The 20930-nt window shown below is 54.2% G+C and carries 21 protein-coding genes, 1 other RNA gene and 1 pseudogene; 16 read left to right on the top strand and 7 right to left on the bottom strand.

Translation table 11 applies throughout. The annotated features are described in order from the left end of the window. Window positions 1–117: 117 nt before the first annotated feature. Both ABO_RS02935 and ABO_RS02940 read left to right on the top strand, forming a co-directional pair. Complete coding sequence (locus ABO_RS02935; protein ID WP_035460604.1) at window positions 118–873, top strand: Nif3-like dinuclear metal center hexameric protein; 756 nt, start codon at window positions 118–120, stop codon at window positions 871–873. Between the two features lie 30 nt (window positions 874–903). Next, window positions 904–1779: a diacylglycerol/lipid kinase family protein gene (locus ABO_RS02940; RefSeq protein ID WP_011587853.1), complete on the top strand. Its 876-nt coding sequence runs from the start codon at window positions 904–906 to the stop codon at window positions 1777–1779. 429 nt (window positions 1780–2208) lie between these two features. On the opposite strand, the gene ABO_RS02945 is transcribed toward ABO_RS02940, so the two are convergent. Further along, complete coding sequence (locus ABO_RS02945) at window positions 2209–2742, bottom strand: YhcB family protein (protein ID WP_011587854.1); 534 nt, start codon at window positions 2740–2742, stop codon at window positions 2209–2211. Window positions 2743–2858: 116 nt separating this feature from the next. Here ABO_RS02945 and ABO_RS02950 point away from each other — a divergent pair, with 116 nt between their 5' ends. The 4 genes from ABO_RS02950 to ABO_RS02965 all read left to right on the top strand — a co-directional run bounded on the left by ABO_RS02950 (window position 2859) and on the right by ABO_RS02965 (window position 7588). After that, window positions 2859–3491, top strand: a complete 633-nt coding sequence (locus ABO_RS02950) for an alpha/beta hydrolase (protein WP_011587855.1) — start codon at window positions 2859–2861, stop codon at window positions 3489–3491. Window positions 3492–3631: 140 nt separating this feature from the next. After that, window positions 3632–4714 (top strand): cell division protein ZapE, encoded by a 1083-nt coding sequence (gene zapE / locus ABO_RS02955; protein WP_011587856.1) that lies wholly within the window; start codon window positions 3632–3634, stop codon window positions 4712–4714. Between the two features lie 163 nt (window positions 4715–4877). Next, window positions 4878–6023 (top strand): acyl-CoA dehydrogenase family protein, encoded by a 1146-nt coding sequence (locus tag ABO_RS02960; protein WP_035460610.1) that lies wholly within the window; start codon window positions 4878–4880, stop codon window positions 6021–6023. Between the two features lie 245 nt (window positions 6024–6268). Beyond that, on the top strand, window positions 6269–7588 hold the full coding sequence (locus ABO_RS02965) for an OmpP1/FadL family transporter (protein WP_231483475.1): 1320 nt from the start codon (window positions 6269–6271) through the stop codon (window positions 7586–7588). Window positions 7589–7810: 222 nt separating this feature from the next. On the opposite strand, the gene ABO_RS02970 is transcribed toward ABO_RS02965, so the two are convergent. Beyond that, window positions 7811–8455, bottom strand: a complete 645-nt coding sequence (locus ABO_RS02970) for an SGNH/GDSL hydrolase family protein (RefSeq protein WP_198407803.1) — start codon at window positions 8453–8455, stop codon at window positions 7811–7813. Between the two features lie 548 nt (window positions 8456–9003). After that, window positions 9004–10042: pseudogene (locus ABO_RS02975) on the bottom strand (aldo/keto reductase). A gap of 260 nt (window positions 10043–10302) precedes the next feature. Between ABO_RS02975 and rplM the strand changes: the two are divergent. The 7 genes from rplM to ABO_RS03010 all read left to right on the top strand — a co-directional run bounded on the left by rplM (window position 10303) and on the right by ABO_RS03010 (window position 15019). Then, the gene (rplM, locus tag ABO_RS02980; RefSeq protein WP_011587862.1) at window positions 10303–10731 is read left to right on the top strand and encodes a 50S ribosomal protein L13; all 429 of its coding nucleotides are present in this window, start codon (window positions 10303–10305) and stop codon (window positions 10729–10731) included. Window positions 10732–10742: 11 nt separating this feature from the next. Beyond that, on the top strand, window positions 10743–11138 hold the full coding sequence (gene rpsI, locus ABO_RS02985) for a 30S ribosomal protein S9 (RefSeq protein ID WP_011587863.1): 396 nt from the start codon (window positions 10743–10745) through the stop codon (window positions 11136–11138). A 214-nt stretch (window positions 11139–11352) separates the two neighbouring features. Next, complete coding sequence (gene petA, locus ABO_RS02990) at window positions 11353–11940, top strand: ubiquinol-cytochrome c reductase iron-sulfur subunit (protein ID WP_011587864.1); 588 nt, start codon at window positions 11353–11355, stop codon at window positions 11938–11940. Window positions 11941–11945: 5 nt separating this feature from the next. Continuing rightward, window positions 11946–13220 (top strand): cytochrome b, encoded by a 1275-nt coding sequence (locus tag ABO_RS02995; protein ID WP_231483481.1) that lies wholly within the window; start codon window positions 11946–11948, stop codon window positions 13218–13220. Next, window positions 13220–13876: a cytochrome c1 gene (locus ABO_RS03000; RefSeq protein ID WP_011587866.1), complete on the top strand. Its 657-nt coding sequence runs from the start codon at window positions 13220–13222 to the stop codon at window positions 13874–13876. The genes ABO_RS02995 and ABO_RS03000 overlap by 1 nt, the downstream gene beginning before the upstream one ends. 94 nt (window positions 13877–13970) lie before the next feature. Further along, on the top strand, window positions 13971–14609 hold the full coding sequence (gene sspA, locus ABO_RS03005; protein WP_011587867.1) for a stringent starvation protein SspA: 639 nt from the start codon (window positions 13971–13973) through the stop codon (window positions 14607–14609). Between the two features lie 2 nt (window positions 14610–14611). Continuing rightward, window positions 14612–15019, top strand: coding sequence for a ClpXP protease specificity-enhancing factor (locus ABO_RS03010; protein ID WP_011587868.1), 408 nt, complete (start codon window positions 14612–14614; stop codon window positions 15017–15019). Window positions 15020–15135: 116 nt separating this feature from the next. On the opposite strand, the gene ABO_RS03015 is transcribed toward ABO_RS03010, so the two are convergent. The 4 genes from ABO_RS03015 to ABO_RS03030 form a co-directional block, all read right to left on the bottom strand. Then, window positions 15136–15723 carry a BON domain-containing protein gene (locus ABO_RS03015; RefSeq protein WP_011587869.1) on the bottom strand — a complete coding sequence of 196 codons (588 nt, stop codon included), beginning with the start codon at window positions 15721–15723 and terminating at the stop codon, window positions 15136–15138. Then, window positions 15723–16310 (bottom strand): phosphoheptose isomerase, encoded by a 588-nt coding sequence (locus tag ABO_RS03020; protein ID WP_011587870.1) that lies wholly within the window; start codon window positions 16308–16310, stop codon window positions 15723–15725. The genes ABO_RS03015 and ABO_RS03020 overlap by 1 nt, the downstream gene beginning before the upstream one ends. 62 nt (window positions 16311–16372) lie before the next feature. Then, window positions 16373–16750, bottom strand: a complete 378-nt coding sequence (locus tag ABO_RS03025; RefSeq protein ID WP_011587871.1) for a YraN family protein — start codon at window positions 16748–16750, stop codon at window positions 16373–16375. Beyond that, window positions 16731–18608, bottom strand: a complete 1878-nt coding sequence (locus tag ABO_RS03030; protein ID WP_011587872.1) for a penicillin-binding protein activator — start codon at window positions 18606–18608, stop codon at window positions 16731–16733. The genes ABO_RS03025 and ABO_RS03030 overlap by 20 nt, the downstream gene beginning before the upstream one ends. A 79-nt stretch (window positions 18609–18687) precedes the next feature. Between ABO_RS03030 and rsmI the strand changes: the two genes are divergently transcribed. From rsmI to ABO_RS03040, 3 genes are all read left to right on the top strand, one after another. Next, window positions 18688–19515 (top strand): 16S rRNA (cytidine(1402)-2'-O)-methyltransferase, encoded by an 828-nt coding sequence (rsmI, locus tag ABO_RS03035; RefSeq protein ID WP_011587873.1) that lies wholly within the window; start codon window positions 18688–18690, stop codon window positions 19513–19515. 108 nt (window positions 19516–19623) lie between these two features. After that, window positions 19624–20003: RNase P RNA component class A (gene rnpB / locus ABO_RS14160), an RNA gene on the top strand. Between the two features lie 117 nt (window positions 20004–20120). Next, a complete protein-coding gene (locus tag ABO_RS03040) occupies window positions 20121–20909 on the top strand; it encodes an MBL fold metallo-hydrolase (RefSeq protein ID WP_035460759.1) in 789 nt (262 codons plus the stop codon). Window positions 20910–20930 lie beyond the last annotated feature (21 nt).

Below are 20930 nucleotides of genomic sequence, written 5' to 3' on the forward strand. Positions count from 1 at the left end.
ACAGCACATAGTCATAGATTAGCTTACACCGTGCAGCCGATGATCGGGTTGGCGCGGTGATCGACGATCACGGGTTCTGTGACCATATTTATACTTTCCGACCTTCCGGTAGGTGCCATGCTCAAGCGCGATTACATGTTGTCTCTGCTCGACCAGGAACTGGCGGTGGACTGTTTTCAGGATTACTGCCCTAATGGTTTGCAGGTGGAGGGCCGCGAGCAGATCCACCGTGTGGTATCCGGGGTGACGGCCTGCCAAGCACTCATTGATGCTGCCATAGTAGAAGAAGCGGATGCGATTCTGGTGCATCATGGCTATTTCTGGAAAGGGGAAAGCCAGCAGATTCGAGGCATGAAGAAACAGCGGCTGCAAACCCTGCTACGGCATGATATCAACGTGTTTGCGTACCATTTGCCATTGGATGCCCATCCGACGCTGGGTAACAATGCGCAGCTGGCTCGACGGTTGGGTCTGACCACCGAGGGAGGGCTCGATGACTCTCCTCGACCTATCGGCAATGTGGGGCGGTTGGATAGCCCTATGAGCGCGTCGGAATTCGCGGCCCATGTGGAAGCGGTGCTGGGGCGTACACCACTGCATATTGGTGATCCTGGGGATGAAATTGAAACCATCGGCTGGTGCACTGGCGGAGCCCAGGGGTTTATCGAAAAGGCTCAGAGCAAGGGCGTGGATGCTTACCTGAGTGGCGAAATTTCAGAACCGACCACCCATTTTGCCCGGGAAACCGGGATGCACTATTTTGCCTGTGGTCACCATGCCACCGAGCGTTATGGCGCCATGGCGCTAGGGCAGTGGCTTAGTGATCATTATGGTATCGAGCATACCTTTATTGATATCGATAACCCGGCTTGAACCGGGAGTAGTACGAGGGTTTCCTGTCTGATGAAAGTCACTGTGATTTATAACCCGGCTGCCGGCGGCGGAAGGGAAGCGCTGCTTTACCGATTTGTGGCTGAACTGGAGCGCCTGGGCGCGACGGTGTGCCAGTACCATACCAAAGGCCCCCACGATGCTACTGATTATCTCAAGGGGCTGGCAGACCAGGGCGATTGCGTGGTGGCCGTGGGCGGCGATGGTACCACCAATGAAGTGCTCAATGGGCTAGCCGCCGGCGTCGCGCTGGGCGTTTTCGCTACCGGTACAGCCAATGTGCTGGGCAAGGAGCTGGAACTGCCGAAAAAGCCGGAACAGGCCGCTCAGGTGGTGGTGCAGGGTAAAAGTGTATCGGTGACGCCGGCGCGTTTGAACGGCCGACGGTTTCTCATGATGTGCGGGGTCGGCTACGATGCCTGGGTGGTAAACGGAGTGAACCTAGGCATTAAAGAACGCTTCGGCAAGCTGGCCTATGTGCAATCCATGCTTGGCCAGATTGGCCGTTACGGCCAGAGTCACTACCGGGTGGAAGTAGATGGTCGGCCGCTGGATTGTTTCTCGGCCATCATTACCAACGGCCGCCACTATGGCGGCAGTTTCGTGTTGAGCCGCGAAGCCAATATTCTGCGCCCGCAGGTCCAAGTGCTGTTATTTCAGAAGCAGGGAGTACGGTTCTTGTTACGCTGCCTGATCGCCTTGTTATTCGGGCGTATGGAGCGGGTGGATGGCGTGGCCAGCCTGCGTGCCCAGCGGGTGCATATCCGTTGCGAAAACCAGAATGAGCCAATCCAGGCAGACGGTGACCCGGCGGGCAGCTTGCCTGCAGAGATTGAAGTGGAAAGCGCGCCGGTGCGAATGCGGGTGCCAGCCCTATTTGATTCATAAGGCTTTGCTATACGTCTTGAAGGGAAAGTGTGAAGCGTGGGGTGTTGGCGATTACTACGGTCCGCTCGACGCTTATTACGTTTTCGACAAGATTGCTGACGACGCGTTGATCACCCAGCCGCTGAAGAACGACTGAACCTTCTGGTGCAACAAGTGCGGCACCATAGCCTCCATGCGTACCTGCCCGCACGAAGCGGCAGACTGTGTGCTGATGTCCGGTACAAGCTGGGTAAGCCGCTCAATGATGGTGATGTGGCGGTATTACGTCGGCTTACAGGGCTTTGAGAAAGTAAAATTGGAACGGACCGATTATTCAGCCATGAGCCAGGGCTCTCAGCCAGGTAGTATTTGGTGGAATCTAACAAAAAGCCCGCTGATGCGGGCTTTTTGTGTCTGCTGGTTGGCGTTGTTATGGCAACGTTGCCGGAATCAGCCAGGTGTCTTGTTGCTGGTGGTGTCGGTATCTTGCGTGTCGCCGTCGGCATAATCCCGGGGCGGCTGCACCACTATGTCTGGTAACGGGTTGTCTGCTACATCTACGGGAGCAAAAGGGCCCGTGGGTTTCTGTTGCAGGCCAAAGTCTTCTGATAGCGTCCCTTTGGCGCTGGGCGCGTAGTCCAGTGGCGGTGTCATGGGCTCGCTGTTGTCGTTGCCCGGAGCGGAATCCAGAGACTTGGCGACGGCTCGCTTACGGCCTACTTCGGAGCACAGTACTTGCACCCCTTTCGATAAATGCTCGTGCACGGAGCGATAGGCCTGGGTCATATCGTTGACCAGATCAGCGGTCTGAAGAAAATGGTCATCCACTTTGTCCCGATAATGATTCAGTGCCTGACGAGCCTCGTCGCGATCGCGAATCAATTGGCCGGCTTGCCGCCGTGCCGGTAACAACCAGAAAAGCAGTCCTGCACCTGTTACCACGCCGGCAGCAAAGCACAGCACCCCAGTTGTCAGCATATCCATGGCATACTCCTGTAAGGTATCGCCAAGACGCTGGCGATAACGCTTTGGCTATTGCAGCACAGAGCTGCGCAATCGCCAAGGGTGAAAGGCGTAAAAGGATGGAACAGGAGTAGAAAATGATGGCACAACGGCAAACTTTACCCGGACCAGCAGGGGAGTTAGAGGTGGTGGTGGAGTACGGTAGTGAGGCGCCGCCGTTCGTCGCCATTGTCTGCCATCCGCATCCGCTGTTCGGGGGCACCATGGATAACAAGGTGGTGACGACCCTGGCCCGCTTGGCCCGTGATGAAGGCGCTGTGGTGGTGCGTTTCAACTTTCGTGGTGTGGGTGAAAGCCAGGGAGCTTACAGTGATGGCATTGGGGAAACCGAAGATCTGCTGGCCATCCATAGCTGGCTGACACACAAGTATCCGCAATTGCCACTCTGGCTCTCGGGCTTTTCGTTTGGCAGTTTCGTTGCGGCGCGTGGGGCGGAAATTCTCAAGGCTAACGGGGTGCCCGCTCGGGAGCTGTTGTTGGTGGCGCCTCCGGTACACCATTACCCATTTGATGAAATTGAAGACACCGGCTGCCCGGTGACGGTGGTGCAGGGAGATGATGATGAAGTCGTCCCGGCTGAGCAGGTGTATCGCTGGGCAGAGCAAACCCCATTAGCTCCCGATTTGTTGCGCTTCCCTGATTGCGGCCACTTTTTTCACGGCAAGTTGGTGGACTTAAAACAAGTGGCGGCCAGCCACCTGCCTCGCTAAGCGCTGTCGCTCTATGAGTGAATTTCACTCTCTGCCGGTTGTCAGTTGGTGGCCTCAGCGCTACATTGACCGCCCCTTGTGGGGCCTATTTCAGGCCCGGAACCGGTTTCAACTACTACATAGTGGCAGGTTTGCGAACCATGACCCCTCTTGAGCAATATAAGGCCGACCTAGAGCGAGCTGACTTCTTTCAGGATCCGGCCCAAGAGCGGGCGGTCGCCGCGCTGGATGAGCTTTATCATCGATTACTTGCAGAGCCTGCCTCGGGAGGGCTATTTGGGCGTTTCCGTAAAGCACGGCCCCAGATGGGCTTGTATATGTGGGGGGGAGTAGGTCGTGGAAAAACCTATCTGATGGATGTTTTTTTCCAGACGCTGCCGTTCGAGGAAAAGCGTCGCATGCATTTTCATCGCTTCATGCAGAAGGTGCATCGTGAAATGCGTGAACGGCAGGGGGAAAAAAACCCACTGATCAGTATCGCTCGCAAGTTTGCCAGCCAGGCTAGGGTGCTGTGTTTTGACGAATTCTTCGTTACAGATATCACCGATGCGATGATCCTGGCCGGCCTGATGCAGGAACTGTTTGCCAACGGTGTAACCCTGGTTGCCACCTCTAACATTGAGCCAGATGGTTTATACAAGGATGGGCTGCAACGGGCTCGCTTTCTTCCCGCCATTGATTTGCTTAAAGAGCACACTCAAGTGTTGAACGTGGATGGGGGGAACGACTACCGCTTGCGGCTACTGGAACAGGCGGAGCTTTATCACTGCCCTTTGGGGAAAGGGGCCGATGCGTTTCTTCAGGAGCGTTTCGAGACATTGGAACAGGATCACTCCCGGCATCGTGATCGTGGCAATGTGCTTATTGAAGGCCGTAAGATCGCCACTGTTATCTGCGCTGATGATGTGGTCTGGTTTGAGTTCAAGGAGTTGTGCGATGGTCCGCGCAGCCAGACGGATTACATCGAAATCGCTCGTGAATTCCACACGGTATTGCTCGCCAATGTGGAGCAAATGGGGGCCAGTAAGGACGATATGGCCCGGCGATTCATCAATCTGGTGGATGAATTCTACGACCGTGCGGTGAAGCTTGTGATCACCGCAGAAGTGCCCATTGAGGATATCTATGCCGGAGGGCGTTTGGATTTCGAATTTGAGCGTACCTGTTCTCGCCTTCAGGAGATGCAATCCTCCGAATATTTAGGGCGCGAACACCGCGCCTGATCAGCTTGTGGTTGCAAGGTCATTGTCCGGTTTTCATCACTGGCCGTGGGGGTGAGCGTTTTGGTCATTGCTCAACGGCAAGCTCTATCAACATTATGGAGCATTCTCTACCCCTGCCAGCCCGGCGTGGGCCCCCCCGATAACCTGACTACCGGAGAGCATGATGATTCCCCGTACGCTATTTAGTTCTGACCACGAAACTTTTCGCGATACCGTCCGCAAATTTCTTGAAAACGAAGCCGTGCCATTCAATGAAGAATGGGAGCAGCAAGGCGTGGTCCCCAAAGACGTATGGTTAAAGGCTGGCGAGCAGGGTTTCCTATGTCCGATGGTGAGTGAGGAGTATGGCGGTATTGGCGCTGACTTCCTTTACAGCGTGGTGATCAATGAAGAAATTTCCAAGCTGGGCCTCACTGGCATCGGTTGGGGGCTGCACACGGAAATCGTGGCGCCTTACATTGAGCATAATGGCTCAGAAGTATTGAAGCAGAAGTATCTGCCGAAAATGGTTACCGGTGAAATGATTGGTGCCATCGCCATGACAGAGCCCGGTGCCGGTTCTGATTTGCAAGGTGTGAAAACCACGGCAATAAAAGACGGTGACCATTATGTGCTAAACGGCTCTAAAACCTTCATCACTAATGGCCAGAATGCAGATATCGTCATTGTGGTGGCAAAGACCGACCCGACTAAAGGGGCCAAGGGCATTAGCTTGTTTGTGGTAGAAACCGACTCTGAAGGGTTCGAGAAAGGTAAGAATCTGAAGAAAGTCGGCATGAAAGCCCAAGATACCTCCGAGCTGTTCTTCCAGGATGTGCGCGTACCGGCAGAGAACCTGTTGGGTGAAGAGGGCATGGGCTTTATTTATCTGATGAAAGAGCTGCCCCAGGAACGCCTTGGTATCTCCGTTGGTGGCCTGGCCATGGCCGAGTCTGCATTGGCGCATACCATTGAATATGTGAAAGAAAGAAAGGCCTTTGGTAAGCCTATCGCTGGCTTCCAGAACACCCAGTTCAAAATTGCCGAAATGCATACCAAGCTTGAAGTGGCGCGAGCCTATGTGGATCGTTGCTTGGAGCTGCACCTGAAAAAAGAGCTGGATATTCCTACGGCTGCGGCGGGTAAGTACTACATTACCGATCTGCAGTGTGAAGTGATTGATGAATGCCTACAGTTGCACGGTGGTTACGGTTACATGTGGGAATACCCGATTGCCCGCATGTTTGCAGATTCACGGGTGCAGCGGATTTACGGCGGCACCAACGAAATTATGAAAGGTATTATCGCCAAGGCGGTGCTGGCCGATTAATTCCGGGTCAGGTCAAAATGAAAGGGCTGCTTCGGCAGCCCTTTTTTTTGTCTTTTTGCGGTTGCCTAATGCATGGATATCTCCATCGGGGGCTGCCACAAAGGATTTTCTTTGGCCGTGATAGCGGGCCGCCTCATTGTCAATGGCGGATATTTTACAAAAAAATGGGCTAATAGGAAAGTATTAGGTGATCGAGGTGTTGCTGTTATTCGCCTAAGTTGTGTATAAGTGTAAGTGAACTCAGATTGAGGGATGGTCTTGCGTGTAAGCTAATAATTCTAGGAAGAAGGAGAACAACAATGAAAAAAACAGGTGCGCTACTAATCGGTTCAGCCTTTGCGGCTTTATCGACGCAAGCGATAGCTACAGGTTTTGCTGTCAGTGAGCAATCTGTTTCTGCGCAAGGTACCGCTTTTGCTGGCGCGGCAGTACTGAGCGAAAATGCGTCAAATCAATGGTATAACCCGGCCACATTGGCAGGCTTGAAGAAAACAGAAATTACAGCGGCTGTTCAGCAAGTCATCATCGATACGAGCTTTAAAGCCGAGGGCGGTTCGGGCCCCGGTGATTTTGAAGATTTTAGCCCAGTGGTAGGAAGCGCGTTTTTGGCTATTCCCCTCAGTGATAAAATGACGTTTGGCTTGGGGATAAATGCTCCCTTTGGCTCGAAAATTGACTATGAAGATAACTGGGGCTCTGTGGCTACCGATCCTTTGGCGCCACTGTCTCCGACGACGGGTGACCGCTATGCCACCATGTCTGATCTAAAGGCTTATAACATTAACCCAGCGTTGGGTGTTCAGGTAACGGATCGTCTTCGTCTGGGGGTCGGGGTTAGTTACCAGCGTCTTGAGGCCGATCTTGAAAGCTCGTTTACCCGACTTGAAGGGGACGATGATGCCTATGGTTGGAACGTCGGCTTGGTGTTTGATGCTGATGATAACAACCACTTTGGTTTGGCGTATCGCTCAGCCGTGGAGTATGACCTTGATGGCGACATTACCTTCTCCCCCTTGCCCTTGGTGGCTAGTGGGCAGCCATTGCCGGTAGCTACAGCCTTAGCGGGTAAATACAGTGGGAGCACCTCTGTGGATTTGCCTGCGTCAGCTCAATTTTCATATGCCGGGGACCTTTCTGAGCGAACACAAATTTTATTCGGCGTTGAGTGGATGGAGTGGAGTAGCCTTGATGAGCTTGTAGTCGATCACTCGGGTGCGCCGATTCCAAGCCCGGCGGTGCAGGAATTTGGTTGGGGTGATACAACCCGTTTCTCTGCCGGTGTGCGGCATGTGCTTGCCAAAGGAACGGTATTGCGAGGTGGTGTCTATAAAGAGAACTCCACTCAGAGCAGTGAGAATCGCTCTCCCGCCTCGCCAGACTCAGACAAAATCGGTGTGTCTATTGGGGCAGGCTTTAACCCAACAGATAATATGACCATTGATGTGGTTTATAGCCATATCTTCATTGACGATGCAGAGACAAACCTGACTGAACGAGGCTTGCTGAAAGGAGACTTTGAGTTGGATGCCGATATTATCGGTGCTCAGCTGAGCTATCGTTTCTAAAACCAGCGGGATGGCAGAAGTAGAAAAGCGAGCCTTAGGGTTCGCTTTTTTTTTGCCGCGATGTAATTACTGCACTGTTCACGCAACATGCAACGCATCGGTCGTTGTGATCAGGTTGCTCTAAAAGCCGCGGATGACCCGGCTGCCGTCATTGGTGCACCGGGAGGCTCCGTGGCGGGGTGTTACTGTGGACTGGGCGCCCTTCAGGAGTAGGTGCAGGAGTCACGTTTTTTGTTTGCTGCTCTTTTGTTCTGTCAGTGCGGCTGCCATGGCTCGGTAGCCGCTGGCGTTTGGGTGGTAGCCGTCTTTAGCGAGCAGGGCAGGGTCTTGCAGAGCAGGATAATCGAGGTAGCGCGCGAGGCTGACATTGCGGGCCACGCGACGGTGCTGTTGATCCAGTTGTCGGGCGCGCCAGCCGAGTAGCTGCCTGAGCAGGATGGGAAGGGCGGTAAATTTATGCATGGGGGGCACGGCGAGTAAGGTTATTCGGATGTGGGGATGTTGCTTGCTCAGTGCCTCAATCAGCTGCAGTAACCCTATGCGATAGCGGCGCCGGGAAGTGAAGCCTGTGGTGTCATTAACTCCCATGCTGATGAATATCTGATCCACTGGAGGTAGGGCCGTGTCAGCAAGGCGGGCGAGTAGTTCCTCCACACGGATGCCGTTAACGCCAAAGGTGTGCCAGGCTACCGCCTGCCCGGATTGTTGGTGCAGCTGTAGGGCCAGTTGGCTGGCCAGTCCCTGATGGTGGTGAAGGACGCCCACGCCTGCCGCTGTGGACTCGCCGACTACCAGTAAGCGATGGGCTGGGGCGCCATGGCCCCACTGGCCCAAGGGCTCGCCGTCGGCTTCGGGTAGCCGTACCACGGTGCGGCGTGTACAGTGCCAACGGGATGGCCACGGGGCTGAGAATCCCAAAAGTGAACCAGAAAGGCAGGTGCATAGCTTCGCCCACGAACATTTTTTCGACAGCGGCAGGCCTTTTAAGCTGCTGATGGCTACGGTGATGAAAAGGCCGTCAACAATAGCGTCGATTGCGGCACAGGCTATCACATCCTTACCTCTGAGTTGCGGCGCCCGATAGGAGGGTGTTGATTAGGGCCGCGTCGAGTGAATGCTGATTCACGGCTAATAACTGTTGGTACAAGGCAGCAAAGCCGATGATGGCGCTGTCGCTTTGGCCATGGGCTTGCGAGTGGGGGACACCATGATGGTATGCGGCTCTGGGTATGTTGCTTCCAGGTTACGTTAACAGCATTAACATCGGCATGTATGTAAAGCTACCGCCAATCGTCTTTTATTGGTTAGGAGAAGGTTGGGGCTGGTAGGTCGAAAATCGGCTAAAGCGATTTTCGACCTACGATTCCATTATCGAGGTCAGCATCAATGCGGCATGGTGCATTTAGTGACTCTGGTTAGGGTGCTGGGTACGGGAAACGGGTGTGAATCGCGTTTAGCGCTTTTTCCAAAATCTTTGTCCCAGGGTACGTCGATGCTTTTCAGGTTCTCTTCCAGTTGCGCGAGGGTGGTGGCACCAATGATGTTGCTGGTCACGAAGGGGCGTGTGGTGACAAATTGCAAGGCGAGTTGGGCTGGGCTGACGCCTCGTTCACTGGCTAGTTCGCAATAGGCTTCAGTGGCAGCGATAGCTTGGGGATTGCTGTAGCGCGCAAATTGTTTGAACAGCGTGAGGCGGGCGCCTTCCGGCCACTGGTCATTGCGGTATTTGCCGCTGAGCATACCGAACGCAAGCGGCGAGTAAGCCAGCAATCCGACTTGTTCCCGATGGGCGATTTCTGCCAAGCCCACCTCAAAGCTACGGTTGAGCAGTGAATAGGGGTTTTGAATGCTGACCGGAGGCGCCAGGCCGATTTTTTCTGCTTCATGAATGAAGGTCATGGTGCCCCAAGGGGTTTCATTGGAAAGGCCCCAGTGGCGAATTTTCCCCGTATCCACCAGCGCTTTCAGGCCAGCAACGGTTTCGCTGATGGCGATGCCTTCTTCGCCCTCTCGATGTTTATAGCCCAACTGGCCGAAGAAGTTGGTGGTGCGTTCAGGCCAGTGCAGCTGATAGATGTCGATCACATCGGTTTGTAGCCGATTGAGGCTGCCTTCCGCGGCGTCCTGCAAGCTTTTCGCGCTGAACCGCGGACCGCCGCGGATATGTTTAACGTACTCACCGGGGCCGGCGGCCTTAGTGGCCAGTACAACTTTATCTCGCTGACCGGTGCGCGCAAACCATTCGCCAATGATGGTCTCGGTGCGAAAAGAGGTATCCGGGCTGGCGGGCACAGCATACATTTCGGCAGTATCAAAAAAATTAATGCCATGATCTAGAGCCATGTCCATCTGGGCATGACCTTCTTGTGCGGTGTTCTGGCTTCCCCAGGTCATGGTGCCTAGACAGAGGGCGCTTACCTTAAGATCCGTGCGCCCGAGACGACGATGTTGCATTGTTTGTTCCTTTAAAAAGGGTGGGGCAAAGGTGTAGAGTTACGCTCAATCACAACATGGCAGGGGCGGGTTCACAATGATCCTTTTGCAGGGCGGAGAATGGCCTTAGCTAAGGGGGACTTAGTGTCATGACAACAAATGCCAGTGAACCGCTTGTGTTCTTTGGGGGGCTTGGGTAGAATTCGCGCTCTCTTGCCCGGCGTAACTGTCGCCGGTGGGTGTTTGCTACCCGTAACATATTGAATTTAGGGCAGAATTCCATGAAGACCTACAGCGCAAAACCGGAAAGCGTAAAGCGCGACTGGTATGTGGTAGACGCCTCCGGCAAAACGTTGGGTCGGTTGGCTACTGAAGTCGCCAGCCGTCTGCGCGGTAAGCACAAGCCGGAGTTTACTCCACATGTCGACACCGGTGATTACATTGTTGTGATCAACGCCGATAAAGTGGCCGTTACCGGTAAGAAAGCGTCAGACAAAATGTATTATCGTCACACCGGTTACCCGGGTGGCTTGAAAGAAGCCAACTTTGCGACTCTGCAGGCAGAAAAACCTGAGATGATCATCGAAAAGGCGATCAAGGGCATGCTGCCGCGTAACCCGCTGGGCCGCGCCATGTTCCGCAAACTGAAAGTTTACGCTGGCACTGAGCATCCGCATACCGCTCAGCAGCCGCAGCAGCTGGAAATTTAAGGGGTTTGTCGATGGCAACTGTAGAAACCAACTACGGAACCGGTCGCCGCAAGACCTCTTCCGCTCGCGTTTTTCTGCGTCCGGGCAGTGGCAAGATCAGTGTTAATGGTCGCCCGCTGGATGTATATTTTGGTCGTAAAACCAACCAGATGGTTGTTCGTCAGCCTCTGGAACTGGTAGAAGCGACTGATAAGTTTGATGTGCTCGTTACCGTAAGTGGTGGCGGCAATAACGGTCAAGCTGGCGCCATCCGCCACGGTATCACCCGTGCGCTGATGGAGTATGACGGTGAGCTGCGTGGTCAGCTGCGTCGTGCAGGCTATGTGACACGTGATGCGCGTGAAGTGGAACGTAAGAAAGTGGGTCTGCGTAAGGCGCGTCGTCGTCCGCAGTTCTCCAAGCGTTAAGCTTCAAGCACTGCAGATTCACAAAAAAGCCCAGCATTGCTGGGCTTTTTTGTGTTCGAATCAGCTGTTTAGCGCTTCTGGCGGAGTAATAACCTGTTGTCAGGTGTGGGCTTTTTCTTTACCATTTGCGCCGCCTTACTCCGCCCGTAACGCGAGGATAAACCTCGAGTCTCGGACTAACCCCGAGCGTGGGATCTAAGGGGAGAACATCTCAATGAGCAACGACGGTGTTAATAGCAGCCGCCGCACTTTCCTGATCGGTTTAACTTCGGCAATTGGTGCCGCAGGAGCCGTTGGCGTGGCTGTACCTTTCGTGAAGTCCTGGCAACCCAGTGCCAAAGCCAAGAATGCCGGTGCGCCGGTAAAAGTGGATATTGGTCGGCTGGAAGCAGGACAGCGCGTAGTAGAAGAATGGCGGGGCCAGCCCATCTGGGTGGTGCGTCGCACGGAAAATATGCTGGATACTCTGCCTCAGCTGGATGAAAAGCTGCGTGACCCTGCGTCAGAAGTGGATCAGCAGCCTGATTACGCCAGGAACGAATGGCGTTCAATTAAAAAAGAATACTTGGTGCTTGTGGGTACCTGTACTCACCTGGGCTGTTCTCCTTTGTTTGAGGAACAGCCTACGGTCGAGCTGGAATTCGGGGGCTTCTTCTGCCCGTGCCATGGCTCCAAGTTTGATTTCGCTGGCCGGGTTTACAAGGGTGTTCCTGCGCCGACCAACCTGGTGGTGCCGCCACATTCGTACCTGAGCGAAGCTGTCGTTATCGTCGGCTCTGAGGAAGGGGAGACTAAGGCATGATGGGAATGGTGAATCGCGTTGTCGATTGGGTAGATGCCCGTCTGCCCGTGGTGGACTCTTATAAGCGGCACATGTCCGAATACTATGCGCCGAAGAACTTTAACTTTTGGTACTACTTCGGTGTTCTCTCTCTGGTCGTGCTCATTAATCAGTTGCTGACCGGCATTTGGTTGACCATGTTCTTCTCTCCAAACGAAGGCTTTGCCTCTGTTGAGTACATCATGCGTGATGTGGAGTGGGGCTGGTTGATCCGTTACATGCATGCGGTCGGCGCGTCTGCGTTCTTCGCAGTAATCTATATCCATATGTTCCGTGGCCTGATGTACGGCTCGTACAAGCCGCCACGGGAGCTGGTATGGATCTTTGGTATGCTGATCTACTTGGCTCTGATGGCTGAGGGTTTCCTCGGTTACGTGCTGCCATGGGGCAATATGTCTTACTGGGGCGCACAGGTGATCATTTCCCTGGCGGGAGCCATCCCGTTTGATCTGTTGCCGTTCATTAGTGCGACGGAAGCCAAGGAAATTGGTGAAGGCCTAACCACCTGGGTGCGTGGTGACTATTTGTTGTCCACCGCTACAGTGAACAAGTTCTTTGCTTTGCATGTTGTCGCAATTCCGATTGTGTTGCTGGCGTTGGTTGTGTTGCACATCCTGGCGCTCCATGAAGTGGGTTCCAACAATCCGGATGGCGTGGAAATCAAGCAGAACAAAGATGAGAATGGCGTGCCGGTTGATGGTATTCCGTTCCACCCTTACTACACCGTGAAGGATCTGCCTGGCGTGATCGTCTTCCTGATGATCTTTGCCGTGGTGATTTTCTTCTTCCCGGATGGTGGTGGTTATCTGCTGGAGAAGCCGAACTTTGAGCCGGCTAACCCGCTGAAAACCCCTGATCATATTGCGCCGGTTTGGTATTACGGTCCTTATTACGCCATGCTGCGAGCCACAACCATCGATTTCATCATGTCTTCCAAGGCGTGGGGTTTGGTGGCAATGGGTGGCGCTATTGTGATCCTGTTCGTCATCCCCTGGTTGGATCGTCACCCGGTTAAGTCCATTCGTTATCGCGGTGGGTTGAGCAAGTTGTTCATGGCATTGTTCGTGCTCGACTTCTTGATGTTGGGGTATTTTGGTACCCAGCCGGCCACTCCGGGTAAGACCATGATGGCGCAGTTCGGCACGATCTATTATTTCAGCTACTTTTTACTAATCATGCCGTTTGTGCATAAATTCGAGAAATCCAAGCCGGTTCCGGAACGGGTAACGGGGGGACACTGATGAAGAAACTAGCGGTTATTCTTTTCAGCTGCCTGCCGTTGGTCGCGTTCGCGGCTGGCGGTGGCCACAACGAGTACGTGGTTAAAGCGCCGGTAAACCTGCAAGATAAGGTTGGCCTGCAAAATGGTGCTAAGTTGTTCGTTAACTACTGCATGGGTTGTCATACTCTCCAGTACCAGCGTTACAGCCGCATGGCGGAAGATCTGGAAATGCCAGAAGAGCTGGTGATGGAGAATCTGAACTTTGTCAGCGACAAGTTCGGTGACCAGATGCATAACGCCATGGACCAGGACGATGCGAAGAAGTGGTTTGGTAATGCTCCGCCGGATCTCACCATGGTGACCCGGTACCGCTCTTCGGATTGGGTGTATTCATACCTGATCAACTTCTACGAAGATGAGTCTCGTCCATTTGGTTACAATAACCATGTCTTCCCGAGTGTGGGCATGCCCCACGTGATGGCGGGCTTGGAGGACGAGCTGGGCGAAGATGAGTTCAAGCAGGCGATGGGTGACATCACTAACTTCCTGACCTACACCGCGGAGCCGGTTCGTCCGCAGCGTGAACGTCTTGGGGTTTATGTGCTGCTGTTCTTGGGCATCCTGTTGATCCCGGCTTACCTGCTTAAAAAGGAATACTGGAAAGACGTACACTGATACCTCAGTGTTGGCTTCCAGCGTTGAACAGGGTATCCGTGTAAGCGGTTACCCTGTTTCTGTTATAGATCACTAGTGCGGAGATGATTCGACAATGGGTGTGGTGACCAAGCGTTCTTCAATGACTTTCTTTTCTTCCCCGGAAGATCATTACAGCCACCGCGTGCGTATCGTGCTGGCAGAAAAAGGGGTCACGGTCGATATCGTTGATGTGGACAGCAACAACAAGCCGGAAGATCTGGCTTCGCTGAACCCCTACAACGAAGTGCCCACGTTAGTTGATCGTGAGCTGACTCTGTTTCAGTCCACGGTGATCATGGAGTATTTGGACGAGCGTTTCCCTCATCCTCCGTTGTTGCCAGTTTACCCGGTGGCACGGGCACAAAGTCGCCTGCTGATTCACCGGGTAGAGCGTGATTGGTGCGGTCATGTGGATGCGATTCTCGCCGGTGAAGAGAAAGAAACCAGCCTCAATAAGCGTCGCAAAGAGCTGCGTGAAGCGATCATTGCTACCGCACCGATTTTCAGCGAACTGCCATATTTCATGAGTGAAGAGTTTACGTTGGTAGATTGTGTGGTCGCCCCGATTCTGTGGCGGTTGCCAGCTTTGGGTATTGAGCTGCCTGCCAAGCAGGTGAAGCCGCTGCTGGATTATGCCGAGCGTTTGTTCGACCGTGATGCGTTCCAGGCTAGCCTGACAGACGCCGAACGCGAACTGCGTAACCCGCTGTAGTTATGTCTGAAATGACGTCCAATCGCCCGTATCTGATACGGGCCATCCACGAGTGGATCTGCGACAATGGCTTGACCACCCATTTGGCAGTGAATGCCGGTTTCCCGGGTGTGGAAGTGCCACAGGATTTTGTCCAGGACGGTCAAATCGTTCTGAACATCGCTCCACGCGCCGTGACTCAGTTTGTGGCGGATAATGATGAGATCGCTTTTTCTGCGCGTTTTGGCGGTATGCCCATGACGATTCGGGTGCCGATAAATGCTGTGGTGGCGATCTTCGCCCGTGAAAATGGTCAAGGTATGGCGTTTGACCCGGTAGACCCGCCGGAGCCACCGACTCCGACTACTCCTGAGCTTGAAAAGAAAGACCAAGGTAGAGGGAAGGTCAGTCACTTGAAGGTGGTTAAGTGAGGCGCTGTACGTAATATGCGTTATGCAAAAACAAAAAGCCCGCTCAGTAAGCGGGCTTTTTGTTTTCCGTAGGTGGGGCATGAGGCGGCATCGAGCGCGCTGCCGATGCGGAGCGCTTAATCTATATATTCAATAATTTTTACTATTTTCTGTACGCCATACACTTTCTGCACCTGTGCCACTACCGCCTCTGCTTCGGCATGGGTAAGCAGGCCCATTAAGTAGACGACGCCGTTTTCCGTGACAACTTTGGTTCGCCAGCCCGGCGCATCACCGTTTATCAGGAGCCGGCTTTTAATTTTGCTGGTGAGCCAGGTGTCGTTAGTGCGGGCCAAGAAAGAACCAGAGCCCACGATTTGTAGTTCGTTGTGCACATTGCGTACATGGCGCACCTTGCGGGCAATATTTTCTGCCTGGGTGCTTAGGTCTTCGCTGGCAACTTGTCCAGCCAACAGAACATTGCCATTGTAGCTGACTACCACAATGCGAGACTCATCCAGTTCGGCGCTGGCGCGAGCCAGGTTGACCGCCACTTTGCGTTCAATGTTACCGTCTTCCACGAAGGCGCCAAAGGTGCGAGAGCCATGATCCTGATCGGTGGGTTGATCCGACATACCCTTGGATAATGAAGTGCAGCCAGGGGTCAGTGAGAGCAATAGCACCAGTGCGGTAATGGCTGGGTGCGAGATGAAACGAGCGCGCATTACTGGCCCCCGAACAACTGTTGGTCGATGTAATCACACAGCGCATGGATGACTAGGAGGTGAACCTCTTGGATGCGAGCGGTTGACGTGGCGGGCACCCGAATTTCGATATCGTTGGGACCATACAGGTTAACCATTTCGCCACCTTCCTTGCCGGTCATAGCGACAACACGCATTTCGCGATCGTGGGCGGCTTGAATAGCCTGAATCACATTGGCGGAATTACCACTGGTGGAGATTGCGAGAAGAATATCGCCACTACCGCCTAAGGCACGTATTTGCTTTGAGAAGATTTCGTTGTAGCTGTAATCGTTAGCAATGGAGGTCAACGTGGAGGAATCGGTGGTGAGTGCGATAGCGGGCAGGGCCGGTCGCTCCATCTCGAAGCGGTTAAGCAGTTCTGAGGAGAAATGCTGGGCATCGCCGGCGGAACCGCCATTGCCGCAGGTGAGGATTTTGCCGCCATTGAGCAGGCATTCGACCATGGCCTGACCTGCCGCTTCTATAACGGAGGGCAGCACTTCGCCGGCTTTGGCTTTGGTTTCTATGCTTTCGGCAAACAGTTGCCGGATACGGTCCACGCTCATAATTGCCCCTTCATTGTCCGGTTCGCTATGTTCTGGTCGTTCGTTTTTTAAAAATTTTCAGTTTATTCGCTATAAAACGCGTTTTGTATCCATTGATAAAGGACCGCCTGTTGGCTGTCTGGTTCCATGCCTAATACATCGAACCGGCAGGGCCGATGATGGTGCTCCGGGTGGCGGGCTAGAAAATGCTGGGCCGCATTGATTAAGCGCCGTTGTTTGTGTTGATCCACCGAGGCAAGTGCGCCGCCGTAACTTTGATGCTTGCGCCACCGAACTTCGGTGAAGACCAGCGTTTCCTGATCCAGAAGAATCAGGTCGATCTCACCCTGACGGCAGTGAAAATTTCTCTCCACTATACTTAACCCCTGGCCAGTCAGCCATTTGGCGGCGCGCTTCTCCGCGTCGCGGCCGGTATTTTTCTTACTGCGAAGTAATGGCACGGGGGATGTTTTGAGCTGCCTCGGTGGTTTGTGGAAGTGTTTTTGCCTTGCCGCTAGAAAAGACAGCCCAATTGAGCTCGCGAACAATGCGCTGGTTTTTCATGTGTAGCCTGCCTGTGACGCCGGGCAACTCGCTGGAAGACAGTGCGTTGAGCAAGTATAGGCGGCCCTGTAGTCGATAGGTGTCGATCCCCATGGCAAACAGTCGCTCATAGCGGCCATGGCCATCCGGCCATTGTTCGTTGGCGGCCTCATGTAGCGCTTGATTGTCGTCGGTGAGAATCCAAGGCATGTCTACGAAGCGGATGCCATTTAGGTCTTGGTCCCGTCGTGGGTCCTCTTCACCGCTGTAGATTAGGGAAGTAGAGTAGACGGGTAAATTTTTAGCGTAGTGGAAATTGAGAGCCGGTTTCACCTGGCGGCCTTGGTTGGGGTCGGCCAGCAAGAATAGGAAATCCATGTCCTGACGGCGGCGAGGCTGATTGTCCATTTTTAAGCTGGTGAAGCGGCTAACGGCATTGCCGCGTTGCTGGCTCTGAGAGACCAGCAGCATTTCCTTGACGGTTTCTCCAATACTGGGGCCTTCTTGGTAGGTGCGAGTGATGGTGACCGAGCCGCCTAATTCCTGCCAGCGATTGGCAAAGGCGTTGGCAACGCGGGCGGCCCATTCCCCCTCCGGGTAGAGAACACCAGCTTGTAAGGCGCCATTGCGGGCAGCATGATTGGCGATTTGGCGTGCTTCGTCTTCTGGAGCAAGGCCGAATTGAAAGAAATTGTCTGGGCGATTATCGGTCTCGATGTAATTCAGCGCCATGGTGGTAACGGGCAGGGTACCTTGACTGGCAATGGTGGCCACGTTGTCCTTGGACAGTGGGCCTAGGATGAAATCTGCGCCATCGGTGATGGCCTGTTGATACACCGCTAATACATCGTCACTGCCAGAATCATAGAAGCGCAGAGTTGGCGTGTGGCCGCTTTTCTGTTGTTGGTAAAAAGCGGTCATGATGCCTTCTTGCAAAGCGGCTCCAGCATTTTTCAAGGGGCCGCTGGTCGGCAGCAGGATGGCCACTTGACTGGGGCGTTGGCTGGCGGCTTTCTCAAGTGCATCGAGCATCTGCGGGACGTTATCAATGGCCGGGTGGCTTCGCCACTGGTTGCTCCACTGGTTCAGGCGAGTAATTTGGGCATCCAGGTCAGCAATCGGGTCGCGGTATAGTTGAGCCAGCGTCAACCAGCCGCGCAGATCGCCACTGCTGCTATCAATGGCCTCGTCCAGCTCGGTGTTGGGCATCTGCATGAGCAGCTGCCAGGTCATGTTGTGGTTGTAGTCTTGATCCTCGTCGCCGAGTAATGGATGGGCGGCGATACGTTGCTGTAGGCTGCTCAGCAGCTCCCCTTTCATGGCCAAGGCATCGGCACGTAGGAGGTCGAGTTGCGCCTGTTGCTCGGCGGGGTATTGCAATATCTCTTCTTGGTGTTGCTGTAGCAGCGATAGCGTCTTTTCTGTTTGCTGCTGGCTGAGCTGTGCCCGGCCGCTGAGCAGTAACCAGGCAAAGCGTTGTTCGCTGTTGAGTTTTTCGGGGTTCAGATCTGAGAGTAATTGACTGGCGTCAGCCGCTTGCTTTTCATTGAGATACGAAGAGGCCCAAGACAGGGTGGAGGCAATGCGTTCGTCTGCATCCATGCTGGCGAGTTGACTGCGGGCGGCTGTCAGTGCGGGCGGGGTCTCTGTGAGGCCATCGGGCGCCGCAACGACGGGGGTTTCATAGACCCTAGTCTTGGATGAGGGGCTAGTAGAGCAGCCGGCCACTACAGTGACAGCGAGGAGTGCTGCCAGATAAGCCTTTCTAAATTCCATGGCGAGGTTCGTATTACCAAAATGAAGCGGCTATTGTAGGCGCTTTCCGGGCGTCTTAACACTTGAGTAGTGCACGAATATGAGCGGGATTTTGTTTATTGTCAGTACGCCGATCGGTCATTTGGATGATATTACCCGTCGTGCGGTTGACGTACTGGCTGCGGTGGATTGGATTGCAGCAGAGGATACTCGGCACAGCCAGCGCATGCTTGATCAGCTAGGTATACGCAATCGCATGATTAGTTGTCATGACCACAATGAAAGCCAGCGTAGTGATGAACTGGTGAGCCGTTTGCTGGGTGGTGAGCAGGGGGCTCTGATCAGTGATGCGGGCACGCCATTGATCAGTGATCCCGGCTACAGGTTGGTTCGCGCTTGTCAGGAAGCGGGAGTGAGTGTTGTGCCGATTCCCGGTGCTTCTGCCTTGTTGGCGGCGTTGGCTGCGGCGGGTCAGCCTTCTGATCGTTTCTTATTTGAGGGCTTTGTGCCTGCCAAGGGGGCGACGCGTCAGCAGGCTATTGCGCGACTGGCGGGCCTCTCCGTCACCAGCATTATTTATGAAGCGCCTCACCGTGTGCTGTCTTTCCTTGAAACATTGAAATCGCTGGTTGAAAAAGATCGTGAAATTACCCTATGCCGTGAGCTGACCAAGCAATTTGAGACGATTCGGCGTGGCCCGGTGGCGGAAATCTGCGACTGGGTGGCATCAGATAGTAATCAACGTCGCGGTGAGTTGGTGCTGGTGTTGTCGCCGCAGGTCCACTCCTCAGCATGGACAGAAAAGGACGAAGCACTGGCCAAAACGCTGTTGGCGGAATTGCCGGTGTCGCGGGTGGCAAAAATCTTGGCGGCCCATACCGGGTTGAAGCGGCAGGAACTGTATGTGCTGTTGGAAGAGATGGGTTGAAGAGCGCAGGAGGGTTTGCCTGGGGCTGCGTGTCGTGTTTCAACTTTAAACGTGCAACTTGCGCCTATGCCTCTGGCTTACCGGCGCCCATACGACTAGAATCCCGCCCGGACCGGTTAGACAGTCGCTGGCGGTGGTTCTTTTAAAGAATGGCCGCTGGAGGAAAGTCCGGGCTCCAAAGGGCAGGGTGCCAGGTAACGCCTGGGGGCCACACTGGGAACGGTGTGGTTACGGCTAGTGCCACAGAGAAGATACCGCCTTTTCCTTCCTCGCGTTGGAATCGGTAAGGGTGAAAAGGTGCGGTAAGAGCGCACCGCGCTGCTGGTAACAGTGGTGGCAGGGTAAACCCCACCCGGAGCAAAACCAAATAGGGATCCGTTGGCGTGGCCCGCGCTGGATCCGGGTAGGTTGCTAGAGGTTTGTGGCGACGCAAACCCAAGATGAATGACTGTCCACGACAGAACCCGGCTTATCGACCGGTCCACCTTTTTTACCGCCATAGATGGCCTCTATCGCCTGTTAAGGGCGCAAGTTGATGTACGTCATTATGGTGATTTTTCATGCTGTTAGGCTACCGGCCTCGCTTACGTGGTGCGGAGTCCAGCATGGCACAAGTTGATACTCTCTTTAGTGAAGATGGCCACGAAGTGCTGCGCTTTGCTGACCTAGTGGTGGGCGAGGGAGTGCAAGCGAATCAATTCTGTATTCGCCACAACGACCGGGCGGCGCTAATCGACCCCGGCGGCGATCTTACCTATACCCCTTTGGCCATTGCCCTCAGCCGTCGCGTTAATTTAGACGGTTTGGACTATATTTTGGCATCCCATCAGGACCCGGACATTATCGCGTCATTACCGCGCTGGTTGATGCATACCCGGTGCCAGGTGGTGGTTAGCCGTCTGTGGTCCCGCTTTCTGCCGCATTTAGCGTCGTCCTATGTGACGGGTAAGATGGGTGAGCAGTTGCAGGCGCGAATTTTGGGCGTCGCCGATGAGGGCAAGGTGTTGCCGTTTGCCGGCACTGAGTTGTGGGTTTTGCCGGCGCACTTTTTGCACTCGGTGGGCAATTTCAGCTTCTATGACCCGCTCAGTGGCATTCTCTTCTCCGGGGACATCGGAGCCAGTCTGGACGGTGAAGAGGGGCAGGTGGATAATTTTGCGGATCACTGTCACAGCATGTTGGGTTTTCATCGGCGCTACATGGCCAGTAATCGAGCTTGCCGGCTGTGGGTGGCGATGGTGCGCAAGTTGGCGCCACGAATGATTGTGCCTCAGCATGGTGGTTACTTTGAAGGCGCCAATGTGGATCATTTTTTGGGTTGGCTGGCGTCGCTGGAGTGCGGCGTGGACTTGCTGGATAGTGGAAATTACCGGCTGCCATCGAGATATGGGTGACGTGATTTCTTTCCGGCATAT

Origin of the sequence: Alcanivorax borkumensis SK2, assembly GCF_000009365.1 — a bacterium.
GTDB classification, from domain to species: Bacteria; Pseudomonadota; Gammaproteobacteria; order Pseudomonadales; family Alcanivoracaceae; genus Alcanivorax; species Alcanivorax borkumensis.